A 21,525-nucleotide genomic window follows, 5' to 3' on the forward strand; every position below is an offset into this window, starting at 1 on the left:
AACCCTGACAGCTAGAAGTCTTTTTCCAGCCCGTTTTCCAAAGCCTTGAAGTACATGTCTTCTTTAAACGAATACAGAAAGGGGGCCTTGTGGGCACCACCGGTGTATTGCTTCTCTTTTCGTTCTAATATGCCATAAGACAACAGCTTCCGATTGAAATTACTGCGCTCCAGCTTTCGACCCAGAATGGTTTCATAAATCGTTTGTAAACTCTTCAGCGGAAATTCTTTGGGCAGTAAGGTATAGCCAATGGGCTGATAATTCAGGTGTAAACGTAAGGCCTGCAAGGCGCTGGTAATGATCGATTCATGGTCGAATAACATCGCGGGAAGCTGACTGACAGGCTGCCAACTACAGGTCAGTGAAGTCTCATCGGGTTGGGGGACTACTTGGTCATAGTTAACCAGCGCATAGTAGCCAATGGTAATAAAACGTTGCATAAACCAGCTCTCCGCCGTTAATTCAATGCCCAATGTTCGCAGTACTTCCCCCAGATGCTCTTTTCGATTGCGTTTAGCACTGCCAAACACATGAAACTGTTGCAGAAATACATTGGTCAAGCCCGTACGGGCTTGAAGGGTCCTGGCTGCAGCGGTATCTATATCTTCATCTTTGCCGACAAACCCACCCGGTAGCATCCATTTCTGGTTGCTTTTAGCCTGGAGTAACAGCACGGTCAACTCATTGTGGTGAAAGCCAAAAATGACATTATCAATCGAAACAGCCGGTAAAAAGGAAACGGAGCCAGGCTGTAGATTACTACCTGGCGAGAACTGATTGAGCATAAAGTACTAATTTTCTTGGCAACCAGTTAGTTTACTTGTATATTGGGTCAAAATGACTCAATATACGAAACATACTTGCTACTTTTGGTTAGTCAAAGGTAAAGTAATGCCCCATGAAAAGGCTAACGGCTAATCATTTGAGTAAAGACCCTGACTGGTTTTAACGACTCACAAAACGAACGTGATTCGCCAGGGCTGTATCTCATTCGTTGGCCTTAGCGCTGAAGTTCGTACAATCCAATTTTGCAATAGCTGCCGTTATATGACAGCTCATGGTAGTAAATGTCTTTCCTTCCCAAGTAAAAAGGCCTTATCCCTTGATAACTCGTTCGTTAAGTAACTATATCGCTTCACCCTTACTCTACTTATGATTCACTCGTTTATTGTCCGCCCCGGTCTTAGCTTACTGGCGCTGGTCGGTTTATTGCTGGCACTGCCTGGTTACGTCGTTCAGCAGGGAGACCAGTTGCCCGCAGCCAAACCCGCTCGACCCAACATCATATTCATCATTTCCGATGACCATACGGCTCAGGCCATCAGTGCATATGGCAGTAAACTGGCCAAAACGCCAAACATCGATCGCATTGCTAAAGAAGGGGCTATCCTTTACAACAATGTCGTCGCCAATTCCATCTGCGGGCCAAGCCGGGCGACCTTACTGACGGGCCAGTTTTCGCACCGCAATGGCTACAAATTGAATGAAAAGGTCTTTGACATCAATCAGCCGGTCTTCTCGGAAGAATTGCAGAAAAACGGCTATCAAACGGCCTGGATTGGCAAAATGCACCTGGGTAGCCTGCCCCATGGGTTTGACTACCTGAATATTCTGCCTGGCCACGGCAGTTATTACAACTCCGACTTTGTTGACTCGAACAATAAGACAACGCGCCACATGGGCTACGTAACCGATGTGGTAACGAAGCTGTCCACCGATTGGCTCGATAAGCGGGATGCCGCCAAGCCCTTCTTTCTAGTGGTGGGCCACAAGGCTACCCACCGCGAGTGGATGCCAGCCCTGGAAGACCTGGGCGCTTACGATAACGTTACCTTCCCCCTACCCCCTACGTTCTACGACCAGTACGAAGGACGTTTAGCGGCCCAGAAGCAGGATATGAGCATCGAAAAAACCATGACCCTACAGGCGGACCTGAAAGTGCACGTGGACTACGAAGTCGATGAAGCCAAAGTGCCTCAGGAGAAAGCTCGGTTGAAAAAGATGCTGTACGGCGATATGGAGCCTACCCCCGAGCAAGATAAACAGCTCGACACGTACGTTCGGGAGGGATCTTACAAACGGCTTACTCCCGAGCAGAAGCAGGTCTTTTCGGCCTACTACGCCAAAATCAGTCAAGAATTCGACCAGAAGAAGCTGACGGGCAAGGCCCTGACGGAGTGGAAGTATCAACGTTACCTGAAAGATTACCTGTCGACGGCCAATTCGCTGGATCGCAACATTGGTAAACTCCTGAATTATCTGGATCAGCGTGGGCTGACCAAAAACACGGTAGTCATTTATACATCGGATCAGGGTTTCTATTTGGGTGAGCACGGTTGGTTCGATAAACGGTGGATCTACGAAGAGTCGCTGAAAACGCCGTTTGTGATTCGGTACCCGGGCGTGATCAAGCCCAGCAGTCAAGTCCAGCAGGTGGTCTCGAATGTGGACTGGGCGCCCACGCTGCTGAGTCTTACCGGTACGCCCATTCCAGCGTATATTCAGGGGGAATCTTTTTTAGGAGTATTGACCGGCTCCAGGAAAACGTGGCGTGACCAGGCATACTATCATTATTATGAATATCCCCAGCCACATCATGTATCGCCCCACTTTGGTCTACGAACGAAACAATACACGCTGGCCCGTTTTTACGGTCCGGACAATTTCTGGGAACTGTACGATATTCAGAAAGATCCACATAACCTGCACAATCTGTATGGGCAGCCAGGCTACGAAACGATCACGGCTGGCTTGAAGCAGCAACTGAAGCGTGAAATCATCAAATACAAGGACGAGGATGCGCTTAAACTGCTGGAAAGTGCTCCCCGGTAGGGCCAATAACCAATTTGTCTTCCTGCAGAGCTAGATTCTCAACGTAGTATCCAAGCATTCGTACTGTATGCAATTGATGGTGTTTGGCAGATAGTAAAATATAACTGTCTCAGCAAACGCTCCTAAGTGAGAACAACAGTGATTAATGGATTGTCTCAGATAATGAGCCCTTCTTGTCCTTCTTTTAGTGGATGGAGAAATTTCAACAGGTATATCTTCACTAATCACATGACATTTCCTGTAATAAACTAAAGAAAACGACACCAACATTCAATTGAACCCTGCCCTGAATTGCAGCGGTGTCTGCTCGGTTTTGGCCTTGAACAATTTACTGAACGATTGGGGATATTCGAACCCAAGGACGTATGCGATTTCACTGACCGTTAAACTCGTGGTCGACAATTTTTCCTTGGCCTGCTCGATGAGCTTCTCATGAATCAGTTGTTGAGTCGTGCTGCCCGTGAGTTGCTTCAAACAATCGCTCAGGTATTTGGACGATAAGTGCAAGGCGTCTGCTACATAGTGAGCCGTGGGCAGACCTTTGGGCTGATCGGATATGAAATAGGTGTCGAGCAACTGCTTAACCTTATCGACTAGCTCGCTGCCGACGGCCTTTCGGGTGATAAATTGCCGGTTATAGTAGCGATTACAATACGTCAGCAACAACTCAAGGCTAGCCATCCAGACCTCCTGGCTAAACGGATCAATAGGCCGAATCGATTCTTTCTCCAGTTGACTAAAAATGTACTCTATTTCGATTTGCTCTTCTTCCGAAAGGATCAACGCTTCATTGACGGCGTAGTCGAAATAACCATAAGATTTTATTTTACTGCTTAGCGGAAACGTTCGCAGAAAATCGGGATGGATCGAGAGCTGCCACCCTTTTTTGGCCGGGGTAAAATCCTTATCCAGAAAGCTCACCTGCCTGGGGGCAAAGCAGGACATGACCCCTTCATCGAAATCGAACCGGCTTTGACCATACTGGATCTTGCAAGGGCATTCGGTCTTTAGGGTGATCTGGTAGAATTCTGTGATCAGCCGGGTACGCTGTTCGATCTTGATTGGGGGAACATCCTCAAACTTGATCAAGCTGACGAGCGGATGCTTCGGTTTTGGGAGCTGCAATAACTGATGGAGCTGCGAGATCGATTGGATATGAACGGCTTCTGTGGTTTTCACAAGCAGTGACCTATTTAGGTTGGGCTAGTTTTTTACGATAGGAGCTGGCCATAGACCGGGCAATCATCGCATTGGGTAATAGGGCCAGCAGGCGGTAGCCAAATCGGTTTCTGCTTCCCGATACATGAAACAATTCTTTGGCATCAAAAGCTTTCACTAACTCATCGGCAACTTCTTCGGACATCTGGGCGGTAGCCGTCTCATAATCAGAACTGAGTCCAACCCCTTTCTCATTATTGATACCCGCTGCATGGTTAAAATTAGTCTTTGTCAATCCCGGTGCAAAAAGCATAACCTGGACATTATAGGGTTTACATTCCTGCGTAAGGGCTTCGGTAAACGAACGGACAAACATTTTACTGGCCGCATAAGTGGCCATGTAAGGAACAGGCATAAAGGCCGCCATTGAGGCCACATTGATGATCGTGCCTTGCTGACGGTCTTTCATCGGTTGCAGAAAAAGATGCGTCATGGCAACCAACGAAGCATTGTTAAGTTGCAGTAAGTCCAGCTCTGACTGCAGCGAGAGTTGGGCGAACTCACCCCCCGATCCAATGCCTGCATTATTGACCAGGATATCAATTTCCCAGTTTTGCTTTTGGGTTTGATCATAAATGGTGAATGGCGCGTCGGGCTTGGTTAGATCGGTCGCAATGAATGGAGCCTTTACTCCGTATTGCTGTTGAAGCTGCTGACTGAGTTGGGCTAATTTCTCTTCATTGCGAGCCACTAGCACGAGATTATGTTTTCTTTCGGCCAGTTTTCTAACCAGGGCTTCGCCAATACCGCCGGATGCTCCTGTGATTAGGGTATAGTTCATGTTCTGTTTTGCATCAAGTTATTGAGGCAAAGGTCGGCAGCCCTGCTTCACCCCATCCTAATCAAAAGGCGGTTTGTTGTGTTTAAAAGTCGGAGAGCAACTTGGTGCCAACCGTTTGATTACGGCATTAAGCGGGATTACTCCATTAAAAAACAATAAAAAATCATTGTCTCAGGAAATCGCTCCTTAAATTAAGATGAGAAGTCATCTTTTGAACGGGGTCTTTAGTTGAAGTAATCCATGGTATCTACCAGATCAAACTCTGGACTTGCTTTCAACAAATGCTTTAAAATATACAGGTGGGTGTTGCTATAAAGCACCAGGATACGGTCGGATGGGCGGGTGACAAGTCGCTGTATGTTCGAATAAATACGAATGTTTCGATTATAGTACCGCGAGATAAATTGATCAGCCCCGACCGGTTCTCGATTGGTGCCTCGCTTTTTGGTCACCAACCATCGCCCGATGCTGCGAGCCTGCGTATCTTCCCCATTTAAAAAGCGTAAAAAGTCGATTAACGATGACTGGTACTTCAAGGAGTCTTGCAACCTCGAATAGGGGGGTGCACTGAGTGTCCCAGTAAGTAAATGAAGAATCGGATTGCTGTTCAAACTTGGTAAACATGGTCAGCTTTGTTGACAGCTTTGTCTAGCAAGATTTGAGGGAGCAGAGCTACAGGTAGTAAAAATTTACGTCTTAACAAATGCTCCTATTCGGGAATAGACAGCATTTATGTATCTGATAGGCATTCAACTGTTTTAAGTTACCCGTGATCTACTTAATCAAATAAACTTGGCGGCAACGCTGCTTACCGAAAGGTGGCTCGAAAGGCTAAGGGGGTTTGGGCAGTTTTGGCTTTGAAGAGCTTACTAAATGAGGGCAGATGTTCAAAGCCTAACTCGTAGGCAATCTCGCTGATGCTTAACTCGGTAGTCGACAGCTTTTCTTTCGCCCGATCAATCAACCACTCGTGAATGTGCTGCTGGGCCGTTTGACCCGTGAGCACTTTAAGCATACTACTCAAGTAGTTGGGAGATACATGTAAAGCCTCGGCCAAGTAGCTCACCGTTGGCAAGCCGTTGGCCCGTAGATCCCGCTGGGTAAACGAATCACTTAACACGCGTTCCATCCGTTCCAGAAGTTGATGGTTGGCCTTATCCCGGGTGATAAACTGCCGATGGTAAAATCGATCGGCATAGGTCAGTAGCGTTTCCAGGTGCGAGAGGATAATGCGTTTACTAAAAGTATCCAGGTTGGCACGACACTCGTGCTGAATCGTTTGCAGGATCGTAGCCAATACGATCTCTTCCGTTTCGGAGAGAAATAGGGCTTCGTGCACCGAGTAGCCCCAGAAATCGTAGTGGCTAAGGGTGTTGGCCAAGGGGGTGTTCCATAGAAAATCAGGGTGGATCAGCAGCATCCAGCCCGATTGTTTGAGTTGCACCGCGTCCGGATCTAGGGAAAGACTCAACACCTGGTTAGGTGCCACGAAGGACAAAATACCCTCATCATAATCAAACGTTTGCTGACCGTATTTGACCTTGATTTGCTGGACATTAACGACGTGTTTGAGGCCTATGGAATAGAAATCGTAACACCAGGACGCCGGTTCAATCAGCCTTGATCGCTCAACTGCCTCCAGCCTGAAGACACTAATCAGCGGGTGATCGGGTTTGGGCAGTTGGCGAAAATGAAGTAACTCGCTGATGGTCTTAAAGCGTTTCATAGACTCAGTCTTCGTTTGTTATGTCTGGCACGAACTCACCCCGTACGCTTTTGATTGGCCACTGCGCTCATCCATGAGTTGGGTAAGCCCGTCCAGGGAGGAAGCATACGGTTCACCCCTTACTCAACTTTACACTACTGGCACCGTGCCCCCATCAATCAAATAGTTGGCACCGGTCAAGTAGGAGGCTGCTGGTGAAACCAGAAAATGAACCAGCGAAGCGACTTCCTCCGGTTCCGCCATTCGACCCATTGGGATGCCACCCGCTTGCGTCGCCATTCGTAGAAAGGCTTCTTCAGCACTTAGGCCGGAAGTGGCCGCAAAATTCTGGATGAGTTGCTGCATCAGGGGCGTGTTGGTCGCCCCTGGGGATACGGTCAGCACGCGTACGCCTTTGGGGGCAAGTTCATTTGACAGGGCTTTGCTATAAGCATTTAGTCCCGCTTTTGACACGGCATACGCCAAATTGTGATACCACACTGGCTTTAAACCAGCCACTGATGAAACATGAACAATCACTCCGCTTTTTTTATCAATCATGTGGGGTAACAGCGCTCGGTCTAGCCGAATGGCAGCCAACAAGTTAAATCGCAACTCGCTCTCCCAGTGTTGGTCCGTTAAGCTACTGAATCCCCCACCGGGTGCGGTCACTCCGCCAACATTGTTAACGAGGATATCAAGGCCTCCAAACGTTTCGTTGATGGCTTGGGCCAGCTTGTCTACCAGTTGTGGCTGGGTGATATCGGCTTCCATGAAATGATGTATCAAATTGGTCTTCCCGGGATGATGTCGGGCTGTAATGATAACCTGGGCTCCTGCCTGACTTAGCTTGTCGGCAATGGCTTTGCCAATGCCTTTGGTGCCGCCCGTTACCAAAGCCGTTTTACCGGCCAGATCTTGGTGCTGATGTTTGTTACTTTCCATCGGATTCATATGTCTGAATGAATTGGTTCAAACGTTGTGCTCAATCCTGTTCAGGATTAAGTGTTTGTTTGTGCAAAGGTGAGCCTGGTTGTCGAGACGGATTTAGCCGAATGACGGTTTAGTTTAGTCAAAACTCACCTAGGCCTTCTAAGATGTCGATGGTAGGCAGAGGATCAGAAGAATCCAATCGGCTAGTTAGTCGTTACGACGGAATGGCAAGCTCCAGTAAGTATAAAGTTGTCCTGTCATCTCAATAAAGGCTCCCAAATGAAACATCTTTTCTCCTGTATCTGCTTCAATAATAGGACGTTTGGCGAAACAGATAATTTTAATTCAACCCTCGATACTCAATCGGCGAAACCCCCACTTTCTGTTTGAAGAACCGGGTAAAATGCTGGGGATACTTGAACCCTAGTTCATAGGCTATTTTGCTCACCGATTTACGGGTGTCGAATAGCCGCTCTTTCGCCAGGTCAATCAGCCGCAGTTGGATGAATTCCAGGGCCGACTTCCCCGTTTCCTTTTTGATCAGATCGCCGAAGTAATTGGGCGATAAGTTCAGCGACTGGGCGAAGTAGGCCACGGTAGGGACGCCTTGTGTACCTAATTTTTCGCCCAGTAAATACTCGTTTAGTTTCTCTTCGAACTGCTCCAGAATGCCGTGATTCGCGTGCTCCCGAGTGATGAATTGCCGATCATAAAAGCGCAAACAGTATTTTAAGAGCAATTCCAGGTTCGCCACGATCAGCTGCTTGCTGTGGCGATCAATGTTTTGGCTGATCTCCACCGTTATATTGTCAAAGCAAGTCGTCACGACGGCTCTTTCTTTGTCGGAAAGATGCAACGCTTCATGGGACTGGTAACTGAAAAATGAATAGTCGTGGATCTGTTTACCCAGACTGGTGCCTTTAAGCAGGTCGGGATGAAAGACCAGAGCCTTCCCATACGGTTGATGCGGTTCCCCTTCCGGCTCATTGGTTATGATCTGCCCAGGCCCAAAAAAAACCATCGTTCCTTCGGCATAATCATAGTACTGGTTGCCGTACCGCAGATCACCGCAATTCGTTTCTTTGATGATAATGGCATAAAGGCTGAGCATGAACTTCTCCCGGAGAAGGGGCTTCGACTGATTAAAATCAACCAGACTGATGAGCGGATGCTGGGTTCGATTGTTAAACTTATCCGCATACCTTTTGATGGTGTCGTAGTGGATCATGAGTTCTGTTTTGGTCAAATCTAGGGACGAAAAACCGTGCGTCTGTAGGCTACCTGTAAAAGTGGTAGGCAAAACCGTAAAATGTATAAAACAGCGTAGGTTGACACTGGGTACCTTTGCAGCGTGCTCAATGTAGTTTTTAAAGAAAAAAAGGTGTGGTTTTAAAATAAGTTCAAACCTGTAACGTGTCGAACTTCTTGTTTGGTACCCCCTGAGCGGGTTTGGCTCGTTTAAACGAACCAGTACCGATTAACCCCGTGAAACGGCAATACGATGAAAGAGTCAAACGAGTCGACAATGAGTCGGCGTGAAATGATTGCGGGAACGACCGCTGCGATTGCCGTCATTACTCTGGGGAACCTGACGGGTACCCAGGCGGCTACGCATTCCGTTCCATTGTCGCTGGCGAAGGTATCATTCACGGTGAATGGGCAACCCCACAACCTGGAAATGGATACCCGAACGACCCTGCTCGATACCCTCCGGGAACACCTCCACTTTACAGGCACCAAGAAAGGCTGTGACCACGGGCAATGCGGTGCATGTACGGTACTGGTCAATAACCAGCGGATCAATGCCTGCCTATCGCTGGCCCTGCAGCACCAGGGTGATACCATCACCACCATTGAGGGGCTGGGAACACCCGGCCAGCTCCATCCCATGCAGGCGGCCTTCATCAAGCACGATGGCTACCAATGCGGCTACTGCACACCAGGGCAGATTTGCTCGGCGGTGGCCGTACTCAACGAGATCAAGGCCGGCCTACCCAGTCACGTGAGCGCCAGTCTGTTGGATACACCACAGGTCACTAACATGGAACTGCGCGAACGGATGAGTGGCAACATATGCCGCTGCGGGGCCTATTCCAATATCGCCGAAGCGATGCGTGAAGTGGCCGAAAAGCAAGCTTAAATCATCGGTTCATCCCAGATCTTCATTTATCCGTAGCCAGCCCTCAATCAACAAAGGCGTATGAAAACATTCACGTACGAGCGGGTGAGCACACCCGCCGAAGCCGCGGCAGCCGCAGCCCGAACACCGGGATCTAAGTTCCTGGCTGGAGGCACGAATCTGCTCGATCTGATGAAACTGGAAATAGAAGCCCCGGCGCACATCATCGATATTGGCAAAATTGGCCTCAACAAAATAGAATCAACCCCGGCTGGAGGGCTACGTATTGGTGCGCTGGTTAGCAACACCGATCTGGCAGCTCACCCCATCGTGCGTCGGGATTACGGGCTGCTGACCAGAGCGCTGCTGGCAGGCGCGTCGGGGCAGTTGCGCAACAAAGCGACCACCGCCGGTAATCTGTTACAGCGCACCCGCTGTCCGTATTTTTACGATACCAACCAGCTCTGCAACAAACGGGTGCCCGGCAGCGGCTGCGCAGCCATTGCCGGATTTAGTCGCCAGTTGGGAATCATCGGTACCAGTGCCTCATGCATCGCCACCCACCCCGGCGATATGGCCGTGGCCATGCGTGCCCTGAATGCAGTCGTCGAAACGATAAACCCCAATGGGAGCAAACGCACCCTTTCGCTGGACCAGTTTTACCGCCTGCCGGGCCAGACTCCGCACCTGGAAACGACGCTGGAGAAAAACGAACTGATCACGGCGGTACGGCTGCCGCCCCCGGTGGGTGGGGTGCATATCTACCACAAGGTGCGCGACCGCAGTTCCTACGCCTTTGCGCTTGTTTCAGTAGCGGCAATCGTACAGAAAGATGGGACTGGTCATGTGGCCATTGGGGGGATAGCTCCCCGGCCCTGGCGGGTTGAAAAGGCCGAATCACGGCTGCCATCCGGAGCGAAGGCGTTTACCGCCCAACTGTTGACCGGTGCCCGACCTACCAAGGAGAACGAATATAAAGTAGCCCTGGTCGAACGTACCCTGGCGGCCGTTTTAGACGAAGCCAACCACTGACATGAAATTTGAAACGCCTGCTGGAATCAATCCAATCGACCAGCTTAAGGTCATTGGCAAACCAACCGACCGCATCGAAGGCCCGCTAAAAACAACGGGGACGGCTACATACGCCTACGAACACAACGACGCGGTGACCAATCCCGCTTATGGATACGTCGTAGGCGCGGCCATTGCCAAAGGACGTATCAGGTCCATCGATCAGTCAAAGGCAAAGGCCGCCCCCGGTGTGCTGGCGATCGTGACTGCCGCCAGTGCCGGGCCACTCAAGCCGGGTAAATTCTACGTCGACCGGCTGCTGGCCGGGCCCGACATCGACCATTATCACCAGGCGGTCGCCGTGGTCGTGGCAGAGACCTTCGAGCAGGCCCGCGCGGCAGCTTCGCTGCTGAAAATAAGCTATACCAAAACCAAAGGAGCCTACGATCTGGCAGCCGCCAAAGACTCGGCACCTCTTATTAAGCCGGGTCCGTTCAGTCCACCCCCGACAACGAACGTAGGGAATTTTGAGGGAGCCTTTGCGTCGGCTCCCATCAAACTGGACGAAACCTATACCACCCCCGACCAGACCCATGCCATGATGGAGCCCCACGCGACCATCGCCAAATGGGACGGCGATAAACTAACATGCTGGGCATCCATTCAACAGATCAACTGGGGCGTTCGCGACATCGCCACGGTACTGGGTATCCCGAAAGAAAATATCCGACTGATATCCGCCTTTATTGGTGGCGGCTTCGGCGGCAAAGGTACCGTCCTGTCCGACATCATCGCGGCCGCGCTGGCGGCCCGGGCCGTGGGTCGACCGGTAAAAGTAACCCTGCCCCGGCCGCTGATCATGAATAACACCACCCACCGCCCGGCGACGATTCAACGCATCCGGATCGGTGCCAACCCGGACGGAACCATCACCGCCATCGGGCACGAAAGCTGGTCGGGTAATTTGCCCGGCGGTATATCCGAAACGGCCACCGCATCGACCCGGCTGCTGTACGCGGGCGCTAATCGGTTTACCCAACTTCGGTTAGCCGATCTCGATCTGGCAGAAGGAAGTGCCATGCGCGCACCGGGGGAAGCGACGGGCATGATGGCCCTGGAAATTGCCATGGATGAAATGGCCGAAAAACTTAAGATGGATCCCGTAGCCTTCCGCATCAAAAACGACACCCAGGAGGATCCCGAAAAACCAAGTCGCAAATTTTCGTCCCGTAAACTGGTCGAGTGCCTGAAAACCGGGTCTGAGCAGTTTGGCTGGAATAAGCGACCGACCAAACCCGGCACCGTTCGGGAGGGGCAATGGCTGATCGGGATGGGCGTGGCGTCGGCCATCCGGGGGGCACCCGTTATGAAGTCGGCGGCCCGCGTACGGCTGAGCCGGGAAGGCATCGTGACGGTCGAAACCGACATGACCGATATCGGAACGGGCAGTTATACCATTATCGGGCAAACAGCCGCCGAGATGATGGGCGTCAGCCTGGATAAAGTAGTGGTCAAACTGGGCGATTCGACGTTTCCGGAGTCACCCGGCTCGGGTGGACAGTGGGGAGCGGCCTCGGCTACGTCGGGCGTCTATGCGGCCTGCATTAAACTGCGCGAAGCCATAGCAACGTCACTAGGCATCAGCAACGAAGAAGCCGAGTTCGTGGGCGGACAGGTGCGCGCGGGCAACCGTAGCTATCCATTGGGTGACGCAGCTAAAGCAGCTGAATTGGTCGTCCAGGATGAAATGACCTACGGAACCCTTTCCAGGGAGTACGCCCAGGATACCTTCGGGGCTCATTTTGTGGAAGTGGGCGTGAACCGCTATACTGGGGAGATCCGGGTGCGCCGAATGCTGGCCGTTTGTCAGGCCGGGCGTATCCTGAATCCCAAAGCGGCCCGCAGTCAGGTCATCGGGGCCATGACGATGGGGGTAGGCGCGGCTTTGATGGAAGAACTGGTGGTCGACAAACAGGTTGGTTTCTTTGTCAACCACGATCTGGCGGGTTATGAAGTGCCGGTTCACGCCGACATTCCGCATCAGGAGGTCATTTTACTCGACGATCTCGACCTGACCATGTCGCCGATGAAGGCCAAAGGGATTGGTGAGCTGGGGTTGGTAGGCGTGGCAGCAGCGGTCGCCAACGCCGTCTATAATGCCACGGGTATCCGGGTTCGCCAGTACCCCATCACCCTCGACAAGCTGATCGATAAACTGACTATCAATGGGTGATTTAGGCATTCATAAAGTTAAAATTTTACTCCCAATCCTTAAAGGGGCTTAGTTTGCGAATAGTCAAGCAAAGCCTCCCTTAAGGATTGGGAGTAGATGACGAATAACGTTTAGTACAGTGGATTTAGCCTCAATGGCTGAGCCCAACATCACATTCGGTTTTCCGATCGCTACGTAAGAAACCAGCAGCAGAGCGATTCAAGAGAGCCCATTTTTTATAAGCAAAACCTGAACGCCTAAACCACCAACCCGATGAACCTCTTAGACCGACGCAATTTCTTGACCCGATTAACCCTGGCTACAGCCGCACTGGCTGCACCCGGATATGGAGTTTCAGGCGTTGGCCGGGCTGACGAATTCGTTGAGGTAGCTACCACCCACGGTCGACTGAGAGGGGTACGGAAGGAAGGCGTAACAATCTTTAAGGGCATCCCTTACGGAGGACGTGTTTCCGGCGATCGGCGCTTTCGACGACCCGCTTCCCTGGCCCCCTGGACGGGTGTGCGCGATGCGCTTGAGTTTGGTGCACCCGCCATTCAGGCACCCCGGCGCAACGAACCGGATCCCGCTGAGGACTGTCTGTTCCTGAATGTGTGGACACCAGCCAGCGATAATCGCAAACGCCCGGTGATGTTCTACAGCCATGGGGGTGGATTTGTAGCTGGTTCGGGGGCATCGGGGGGGCAGGATGGCTCGAACCTGGCCCGCAACTTCGACGTGGTCGTTGTGGAAGCAAACCACCGACTGGGGCTGTTAGGCTTTCTTTATCTGGACGAGCTGGCTGGTTCAGACTATGCTGGTTCGGGCAACATGGGCATGCTGGATATTACGGCTGGTCTGAAATGGGTACACGACAACATAGCTCAGTTTGGGGGCAACCCTACCAACGTAATGATCTGGGGCGAATCGGGGGGAGGGGCAAAAACATCCTGTCTGTACGCCATGCCCGATGCGGCTCCCTACTTCAACAAAGCCTCGATTGAAAGCGGACCGGGCGTTCGCATGCTCCCCAAAGAGGTTGCCGCCGAAACAACGGCCATGCTGCTGAAGGAACTCAGTATTGCCCCGAAAGACTGGCGCAAATTGCTCGATGTGCCAGCGTCTACGTTGCTGGCGATGCAGAACAAACTACCGTCCGTACCACCGTTCCAGGAGAAGAATCGGAGGCAGAGCCTGATGCGCCGGACCTACGGCGGGTTCGGACCCGTGGTGGATGGTGTCGTGCTGCCTCATCATCCCTTCGATCCGACGGCACCGGCCATCTCACGCAACAAACCCCTACTGGTGGGCTGGAATGAAGACGAGTACACTTTTTTTGCCTGGCAAAGCAAAGACATCGCGTTCGCCAAACTGGATTTTGAGGGTGTCCAGAAAAAACTGGAACCACAGTATGGAACCGATGCCGGGAAAATTGTCGATACGTATCGGAAAGCAAACCCCAACGCGTCGCCCCCCGCTGTTTTTGTCGCCATCTCGTCTATCACCATGATGGGGCTTGGCTCGGTCGATATTGCCGAGAAAAAAGTGAAGCAGGGCGGAGCACCGGTGTATTTATATAATTTCGGCTACAAGTCCGAAAAGAAAATTCCGGACACGGACTACGCGCTGGGTACGCCCCACGCGATGGATATTTCGTTTAAATTCAACAACGAGGTGCCCCCCCGCGACGGTTCGGCTCCCAAAGAGAGTTTCTTCGGCGGTAATCGGCCCGAACGGTTTACGGCTTCCCGCCACTTCGCTGAACTCTGGACCACCTTTGCCCGGACGGGTAAACCAGCCGCCAGGGATGTTCCCGCCTGGCCAGCCTACAACCTGAAAACTCGCCCATCCATGCGCATTGATGCCACCTGTGAGGTAATTAATAACCGCTTCAGCCAGGAGTTGGCTATGTGGCGCTCGATCGGTAAAGTCTGAAGGAAGAAGCTGGCGGCTTTCCCTACTGCCTACCCCTCATCCTCCTAGCGCTAACGAAACCCAATAACAAAGCAGATGTTATCTGGCGTATAATCAGTTGTAATTTACATCATATTAATTATGTAACGAGTGTTCCGTGACTATCATCTTTTTATGAATACGCATACGTCAGGATAAGGATAGCCCACTGCGGGGCGAGTAAGTCAAGCAGCCTGTTAAACAATATTAAGAATTAGCTTGTGCATCTGTGAATTTACTAATTTTCCCGCGTCCTGACTGATTCTTTCTGTATGGTCCTAAACTACCTCAAAATAGCACTGCGTAATTTGTGGTCGCAACGAGCCTACACGTTGCTCAATGTGCTGGGTCTGACGGTAGGCATAGCGGGGGGACTGCTCATTTTTTTATTTCTCCGCTACCACCTTAGCACCGACCGCTACCAGACTCACTTCGACCGACTCGTTCGTTTCAGCACCGACCTCCACCTGGAAGACGGTACCGTTGAGCCAGACGCTGGAGGCCCGCCCCCGCTGGCCAAGACGCTGCGAACGAGTTATCCCCAGGTTGAGCAGGCAGCATTTATGCTGAATCAGCCTGACATCCAGGTGAGTTTCCAGCGGGCCACTGACACTCCGTTAACCCGCTTTATGGAACATAGTGGCATAGCTTTCGTGGAACCCGAATGGCTCGATGTGTTAACCTACACCTGGATAGCGGGGAACCCCAGAACAGCGCTGCGTGCACCCAATCAGATCGTGCTGACCGAATCCTGGGCGAAGCGATATTTCAGTACAAGTAACTGTTTGGGTAAACGGCTCACGCTACAAAACAAAGCCGTGACGACGGTGGTGGGCGTAGTCGCCGATGCACCCGGCCCCACCGATACCCCTATACAAATGCTCGTGTCGCTGCCGACAATGTACTCGATTGGCGTAAGCGCGGGAATGGCCGACGATTGGTTTGCGCTCAACAGTACGAATCGGGTATATGCCCGGCTGAAGAATTCATCCGCAATCGGAGCGTTACAGCAGGCTATGCCAGCCCTTGAGAAAAAATACTATGGCCCCTCGGCCCACCTTTTTAAGCTTATCATTCAGCCCTTTGCCAACCTGCACACCGATGTGCTTCGAGACCCGGCCCACGCCATCCGCTCGCCACTGCTGTGGTCGCTGGGCATTATTGGCCTATTGCTGGTGGTGGTTGCCTGCATTAACTTCGTCAATTTGTCGACGGCCCAGGCGCTCCGACGGGGTAAGGAAATCGGCGTGCGCAAAACCCTGGGCAGTACACGAGGGCAATTGATTCGGCAGTTTCTGGCCGAGACCAGCTTGGTGGTCGGGGCAGCCCTAGTGCTGGGCTTACTGCTGACCCTACTGATTCTCCCCGTATTTACTGATTGGGTGCAGCTCCCGCTCCGGTTGCACCTTGATGGGTTAACGGTAGGATTCCTTGGGTTGTTGGCGGGTGGGATTCTGCTGCTGGCAGGCGGCTATCCGGCTTTTGTGCTGTCGGGTTTCTCGCCTTGGGCGGCCCTGACGGGTTCGCTCAAAACGACATCCAGCGGGGGGCTGACCCTGCGCCGGGTGCTGGTTATCGCGCAATTTACCGTTTGTCAGGTGCTGTTGCTCTGTGCATTGATCATTACCCGGCAGACACACCATATGCAGCAAGCCGACCCCGGTTTCACCAAAGGCAACGTGGTCATTGTTGACCTGCCCTATAATCAGAAAGCCCGGCATGACGCCTTCAAACAAAAGCTGCTGGCCTACAGCAGCATCCGGTCGGTTAGCCTATCGGTAGTGCCCCCGGCGACCCCGGCTATGTATGGTGGACAGATAAAATTCAACGGGAAACCCGACTGGGAAAAATTTCCCATCCGCGACCGCCTGGCCGATGCTGACTATTTGAAAACGTACGGGCTATACCTGCTGGCGGGGCGAACGATCACGCCGGGCGACACCATTCGCGACTACGTCATCAATGAGACGTTGATGCACAAACTCGGCTACCGCAAACCCGAACAGATTCTAGGCAAGCCGATGCTGCATTATCTCTCACACGTGCCGCTGCCGATTGTGGGGGTGGTGAAGGATTTTTATCAGAAATCACTGCGCGACGAAATCAGCCCGTGCGTCATTGCCTGCTGGCCTGAGTGGTACCGAAAAGCGGGTGTACGGGTTGCCGGACAAGATATGACGCAGACACTCGATCAACTCAAAAAAAGTTGGCAGGAGGTGTTTCCAGACGAGGTATTTACCTACCAGTTCTTCAACGAGGAAGTAGCCAGTATGTACAAAACCGAAACGCTGATTGTCCGGCTCGTCAATGCGTTTACGCTACTGGTGATTCTGATTGGCTGTTTAGGGCTGTACGGGCTGGTTTCGTATGTGGTCGTGCAGCGGACCAAAGAAATCGGGGTGCGCAAAGTACTGGGGGCGTCGGTGAGCAGTATCGTAGCGCTGCTCTCCAAAGACTTTTTGACGTTGGTGCTCATCGCGATCGTTTTGGCATCACCTGTTGCGTATTATGCCATGAATCGCTGGCTTGAGGACTTTGCTTACCGGATCGAGATTTCGGGGTGGGTGTTTGCCGGGGCAGGTTTGTTAGCGATGGTTATTGCGCTGCTAACGGTGAGTTATCAAAGCATCAAGGCGGCTTTGGTAAATCCAGTGAAGTCATTACGAAGCGAATAGCCGCATAAATCACCTATTCTCAGTTAACGATCCTACTTGAGAGGAGTTTTCATGGATAGGCCATCACCCAACAGCCTGGTAGCTGACTAAGCTAATTCCTATCCGTAGTATCTCGAATAAATCTAATACTAATCGAAAAAAACAAATTCGGGTCTCGTAACCAAGGGTCATGACCCGCATCATGAATCGTTTGTACCCGTACGTGGGGAAACAACGCCAGATACTCACCAGCCCCATCAAATTGGACACTTTTGGTGCCGTTGAACAATAATATCGGGACTGTGATTTGTTTTAAGCGTTCGGCCTTTGGCGCGGAGACCATACTCATAATCGGTTCGTATTGAGGCAAGCCCGAAGTAATCTCAATCTCTTTGGAAATGCTGACCGTGTCCTGCTGAACGGAATTCTCGGGTGTTTGTCGACTCACCAGACCGGTTTCGCCGATTGACCCTTTTAGGGCTTTGATGACCCGCCTGGCTACCAGCGAATCCCGCTGATAAATTCCCTCTTGCCCTTTCCAATCAACAGTGCCGCTCAGAATGAGTCCTTTAACATCTTGGGGATAGGTATAGGCATAAAGAATCGCTAAGAAGCTTCCCCACGAAGAGCCCGCTAGAAATACGGGTTGATTTTTGGCCAAGCGATTGATCAATCGTTTGAGATCAGCCACATGCTCCTGCCAGGTATAAGAAGCAGTTGGATCACTTTTACCACAACCTCGTTGATCGTAGTAGATGACCCTGGCGGTCTGGCTTAAGGCATCAAATTCGGGGCGCAGGTATTGATGCGTGGCCCCTGGCCCCCCATGTAGGACAATGACTGTGGTGGGTTGTTGGCCCACCTGCCAATAAGCCAGTTTAGGTAAACCGGTTATAAATCCATCCTGTCCATAACTTAAGTAGGTACGATTGACCAGAAAAAATAAAAGCAACCAGGTTCGCATAGGCCTTGGATAAAGACTTCATGTTATTGGAGATGCATTTGTTCAAGGAAATCCATAATCAATTTCTTATCTTTTGTCTTACCTCTCTTTTTGATTCATGTATTAACATTCGACTTACTGTGTCCGAGTGAGGATCGAACAGGGTCGTTCTATTGAGTTGTTTTCTTTAATTTTTACGTGTCTCATATAACCCTCTCAAGGGAGTCGGTATAGGGAAAGGCAGGTGGAGCCTGTCCGTTACTACTTCAGTGAGGTGGTAAAAGACACGCGGGTCGCCCCCTAAACCTCGACCGTTGGCTGCTACTTAAAACAACGTATGGTTTGTCAAACTAATAATTAATTTATGAAAACATTAGGACTAATTGGTGGGGTTAGCTGGTATGCTACATCCGTTTACTATAAGACGCTTAACCAACTCACAAACCAACGGCTTGGCAGCGCTCATTCGTCTAAACTCCTTCTCTTTTCGGTGGATTTTGAAGAATTCAGTGTACTACAAAGTGTAGGCGACTGGGATGCAGTTGAAAAGATGTTATCAGGCATTGCCATACAACTTGAGCATGCGGGAGCTGACTGCATTGTGATGTGTGCCAACACCGTTCACCTGGTTGCTGATACGATTCGACAAAAAATAAACATTCCATTGCTACATAGTGCCGAGGAAACAGCCAGGGAAATCGTTCGCCAAAAAATTGATAAGGTTGCGCTTCTTGGCACAAAATTTACAATGGACCATCCGTTCTTTAAAGATCGTCTTTCCCAGTTGGGCATCGAAACGATTGTTCCCGACGAAGCGGATAAGGAATTCATTCATGCGTCTATTTTTAACGAGTTGACAAAAGGAGTCTTTAAAGACGAAACAAAAAATAAATACATCGACATTATCGACAAATTAAAAAGTTACGGAGCAGAGGGAGTTGTATTTGGCAGCGCTGAATTTTCACTATTGCTTAATCAAACGGATTGCAGCATTCCAATTTTTGACACGATCGCCATTCATTCCGAGGCAGCGGTTGACTTTGCATTATCCAACTGACGACTGGGGCTATGGACTGGGACAGGAGTTGGAACAATGTTTTGGCCTGGCAAGGAGCGACAGTCATGGTTTTGTAGTCTGGAGAGCCACAGAGGTAGGGTTATCGGCACCCTGTCATTTTTATAAGAAAGTCCTGGTTGAAGAACAACACACAAAGCTATGCAGACGACACAAGAAGCCAATCAGCCAACATTCGTTAGCCAGGAAGTCGTGCTACCCGCCCCGGTGGACCCCGGCGGACTCCTCATTCGCAACAACGTACTAAACACTCCCGCAGTTGGCCAGGTGATCGTTCGGGTGGAAGCCAATGGTATCTCCTTTGCCGAGCAGGCCATGCGCCGTGACCGCTATCCGGGCCAGCCCGCCTTCCCCTTTGTGCCGGGTTACGATCTGGTCGGCACGGTGGCCGCCATGGGGCCGGGCGTTGATGCCTCATGGATGGGCAAACGGGTAGCGGCCCTGACCAAAACCGGGGGCTGGGCCAGCTATGCCCTGCGCTCGGCCGATGAGCTGTTGCCCGTGCCGGATGAAATTGATCCGGCTGATGCGGAAGCCCTGGTTGTCAACGGGCTCACAGCCTGGCAGATGTTGCATCGTAAAGCCCAGATTCGACCGGGCCAAACCATCGTCGTGCATGGAGCGAACGGTGGAGTGGGCACAATATTGGTACAACTGGCCCTGCACGCTGGGGTACAGGTGATCGGCCTGGCTTCGGGTCGGCATCACGCCACCCTGCAGCAACAAGGTGTTGAGCCCGTGGATTATAGGGATCCTGCCTGGGCGGGGCAGATTCGGCAACTAGCGCCGGATGGGGTCGATGCTGTTCTCGATAATGTAGGGGGTGGCGGTCTTACGCACTCCTTTGGCTTACTCAAACGGGGCGGAGTGCTGGTTAGTTACGCCATTGCCTCGGTCATGCTGAGTAATAAATCAATGCTTGTTAACTTCATCGACCTGATCGCCGAACTTACCTGGTGGAACCTGTTACCCAATGGCCGCCGGGCCTTGTTCTATGATGTGATGGCGGGCCGGGGCAGTCAGGCGTTTCAACGCCGGTTACAGGATGATTTTGCTGAACTAATGAGCTTGCTGCTCAGTGGCGTGCTCACCCCCCGGATTGCCGCTCGCTTTTCGCTGGATCACATTCAGCAAGCCATGGAACTGGCCGAATCCCGAACGGTATACGGGAAAGTAATCCTCACCCCAGCCCATGCCTAATAAATTAGTCCAAACACGTTAATTTTCCCTGTATAGGGCTAGATTTAAAAACATATAATTATTAACAAGAGCAGTCTATAATATCTAAATCTATGCTGTCACCAAAAAACAGAAGAAATGTCGCCCGTGTCATTCCTTTCGGCGTATTGTGGTTTATAAGACGTACCGTTTGCTTCTGACAGCGCTGATCTGGTTAATCTTCGATGGGAGCGGCCAACGCTTCAGAAAGACCATGGGCGGCCAGCCGTTCGCACATGGCAATAGTCAGCGCAGTATCCAGGTAGGCATGTAAGTAGACCACTTTGCCCCAGCGCATTTTTATGACATGTACACCCTCATTCACATAATCTGAGCCATCGGCGAGGGTAGCCCGGTCGATCCACTCGACAGCAATGGTCGTCTTCCAGGGCCAGCCATTGACGGCAACATTCTGAATCTCAAAAGCCAGGCCAGGCGACAGACGAAACAGGCGTTGAAACCATTGGCGCATGGCTCCAATACTATGCCGAGTGCCGCCCAGCGCGTGATGACCGCTGAAGGTATGGGTTATGGCCGGTGAAATACTTTTGAGCACCGTTTCATAGTTGCCCCGATTCAGGTGCTCGAAACTCTGGAGGGCCAGCTTTTTAACGATTGAATGATACATGATTTCAGGCATTTAGAGGGTGACCAGAGACTAAACTTGTAGCGGTTTTTCGACGCAACAGGTGGCCCTTCCACAGCCAGAGGCCGGTTAGGCTCAAACTGGGTATAACCACGATCTGCATCAGGAGGGTAAACCAGGCAAGGTTGTGCCAGGGAGCGTATACATAGGTGCCGATAGCGGCTGCACTGAGCAGGTGAATCCACCGGGTCAGTTTACGGAGTTGGGAAGTTTTCATGGGTTTGT

General features: G+C 51.3%; 18 protein-coding genes. 8 read left to right on the top strand and 10 right to left on the bottom strand.

The features are described from left to right. Positions 1–11: 11 nt before the first annotated feature. Positions 12–785, bottom strand: coding sequence for an NUDIX hydrolase (locus tag ACYVEA_RS05350; RefSeq protein ID WP_461112306.1), 774 nt, complete (start codon positions 783–785; stop codon positions 12–14). Positions 786–1,152: 367 nt separating this feature from the next. Between ACYVEA_RS05350 and ACYVEA_RS05355 the strand changes: the two genes are divergently transcribed. Next, positions 1,153–2,832 (top strand): sulfatase family protein, encoded by a 1,680-nt coding sequence (locus ACYVEA_RS05355; protein ID WP_461112308.1) that lies wholly within the window; start codon positions 1,153–1,155, stop codon positions 2,830–2,832. 270 nt (positions 2,833–3,102) lie between these two features. Here ACYVEA_RS05355 and ACYVEA_RS05360 read toward each other — a convergent pair whose 3' ends face one another. From ACYVEA_RS05360 to ACYVEA_RS05385, 6 genes are all read right to left on the bottom strand, one after another. After that, positions 3,103–4,011 (bottom strand): helix-turn-helix domain-containing protein, encoded by a 909-nt coding sequence (locus tag ACYVEA_RS05360; protein WP_461112309.1) that lies wholly within the window; start codon positions 4,009–4,011, stop codon positions 3,103–3,105. Between the two features lie 10 nt (positions 4,012–4,021). Further along, on the bottom strand, positions 4,022–4,831 hold the full coding sequence (locus ACYVEA_RS05365; protein WP_461112310.1) for an SDR family NAD(P)-dependent oxidoreductase: 810 nt from the start codon (positions 4,829–4,831) through the stop codon (positions 4,022–4,024). Between the two features lie 224 nt (positions 4,832–5,055). Next, positions 5,056–5,367, bottom strand: coding sequence for a DUF5694 domain-containing protein (locus ACYVEA_RS05370; RefSeq protein ID WP_461112312.1), 312 nt, complete (start codon positions 5,365–5,367; stop codon positions 5,056–5,058). Between the two features lie 272 nt (positions 5,368–5,639). Further along, positions 5,640–6,557 carry a helix-turn-helix domain-containing protein gene (locus ACYVEA_RS05375; protein WP_461112314.1) on the bottom strand — a complete coding sequence of 306 codons (918 nt, stop codon included), beginning with the start codon at positions 6,555–6,557 and terminating at the stop codon, positions 5,640–5,642. 129 nt (positions 6,558–6,686) lie between these two features. Further along, positions 6,687–7,481, bottom strand: a complete 795-nt coding sequence (locus ACYVEA_RS05380) for an SDR family oxidoreductase (RefSeq protein ID WP_461112315.1) — start codon at positions 7,479–7,481, stop codon at positions 6,687–6,689. A gap of 328 nt (positions 7,482–7,809) precedes the next feature. After that, complete coding sequence (locus tag ACYVEA_RS05385) at positions 7,810–8,697, bottom strand: helix-turn-helix domain-containing protein (protein WP_461112316.1); 888 nt, start codon at positions 8,695–8,697, stop codon at positions 7,810–7,812. Positions 8,698–8,970: 273 nt separating this feature from the next. Here ACYVEA_RS05385 and paoA point away from each other — a divergent pair, with 273 nt between their 5' ends. The 5 genes from paoA to ACYVEA_RS05410 all read left to right on the top strand — a co-directional run bounded on the left by paoA (position 8,971) and on the right by ACYVEA_RS05410 (position 17,439). Further along, positions 8,971–9,609, top strand: a complete 639-nt coding sequence (paoA, locus tag ACYVEA_RS05390) for an aldehyde dehydrogenase iron-sulfur subunit PaoA (RefSeq protein ID WP_461112317.1) — start codon at positions 8,971–8,973, stop codon at positions 9,607–9,609. Between the two features lie 60 nt (positions 9,610–9,669). Further along, positions 9,670–10,620 carry an FAD binding domain-containing protein gene (locus ACYVEA_RS05395; protein ID WP_461112318.1) on the top strand — a complete coding sequence of 317 codons (951 nt, stop codon included), beginning with the start codon at positions 9,670–9,672 and terminating at the stop codon, positions 10,618–10,620. Between the two features lies 1 nt (position 10,621). After that, the gene (gene paoC / locus ACYVEA_RS05400; protein ID WP_461112319.1) at positions 10,622–12,832 is read left to right on the top strand and encodes an aldehyde oxidoreductase molybdenum-binding subunit PaoC; all 2,211 of its coding nucleotides are present in this window, start codon (positions 10,622–10,624) and stop codon (positions 12,830–12,832) included. Between the two features lie 252 nt (positions 12,833–13,084). Further along, positions 13,085–14,746: a carboxylesterase/lipase family protein gene (locus ACYVEA_RS05405; protein WP_461112320.1), complete on the top strand. Its 1,662-nt coding sequence runs from the start codon at positions 13,085–13,087 to the stop codon at positions 14,744–14,746. Between the two features lie 290 nt (positions 14,747–15,036). After that, a complete protein-coding gene (locus tag ACYVEA_RS05410; protein ID WP_461112321.1) occupies positions 15,037–17,439 on the top strand; it encodes an FtsX-like permease family protein in 2,403 nt (800 codons plus the stop codon). A gap of 91 nt (positions 17,440–17,530) precedes the next feature. Here the strand turns inward: ACYVEA_RS05410 and ACYVEA_RS05415 are convergent, their stop codons facing one another. After that, positions 17,531–18,382: an alpha/beta fold hydrolase gene (locus ACYVEA_RS05415; RefSeq protein WP_461112322.1), complete on the bottom strand. Its 852-nt coding sequence runs from the start codon at positions 18,380–18,382 to the stop codon at positions 17,531–17,533. Between the two features lie 343 nt (positions 18,383–18,725). Between ACYVEA_RS05415 and ACYVEA_RS05420 the strand changes: the two genes are divergently transcribed. Continuing rightward, complete coding sequence (locus ACYVEA_RS05420; RefSeq protein WP_461112323.1) at positions 18,726–19,418, top strand: aspartate/glutamate racemase family protein; 693 nt, start codon at positions 18,726–18,728, stop codon at positions 19,416–19,418. A 159-nt stretch (positions 19,419–19,577) separates the two neighbouring features. After that, a complete protein-coding gene (locus ACYVEA_RS05425; RefSeq protein WP_461112324.1) occupies positions 19,578–20,636 on the top strand; it encodes a medium chain dehydrogenase/reductase family protein in 1,059 nt (352 codons plus the stop codon). A 193-nt stretch (positions 20,637–20,829) separates the two neighbouring features. Here the strand turns inward: ACYVEA_RS05425 and ACYVEA_RS05430 are convergent, their stop codons facing one another. Continuing rightward, positions 20,830–21,282, bottom strand: coding sequence for a nuclear transport factor 2 family protein (locus ACYVEA_RS05430; protein ID WP_461112325.1), 453 nt, complete (start codon positions 21,280–21,282; stop codon positions 20,830–20,832). 4 nt (positions 21,283–21,286) lie between these two features. Then, on the bottom strand, positions 21,287–21,517 hold the full coding sequence (locus ACYVEA_RS05435; RefSeq protein ID WP_461112326.1) for a hypothetical protein: 231 nt from the start codon (positions 21,515–21,517) through the stop codon (positions 21,287–21,289). Positions 21,518–21,525: the final 8 nt, after the last annotated feature.

This window comes from Spirosoma jeollabukense, assembly GCF_054777855.1.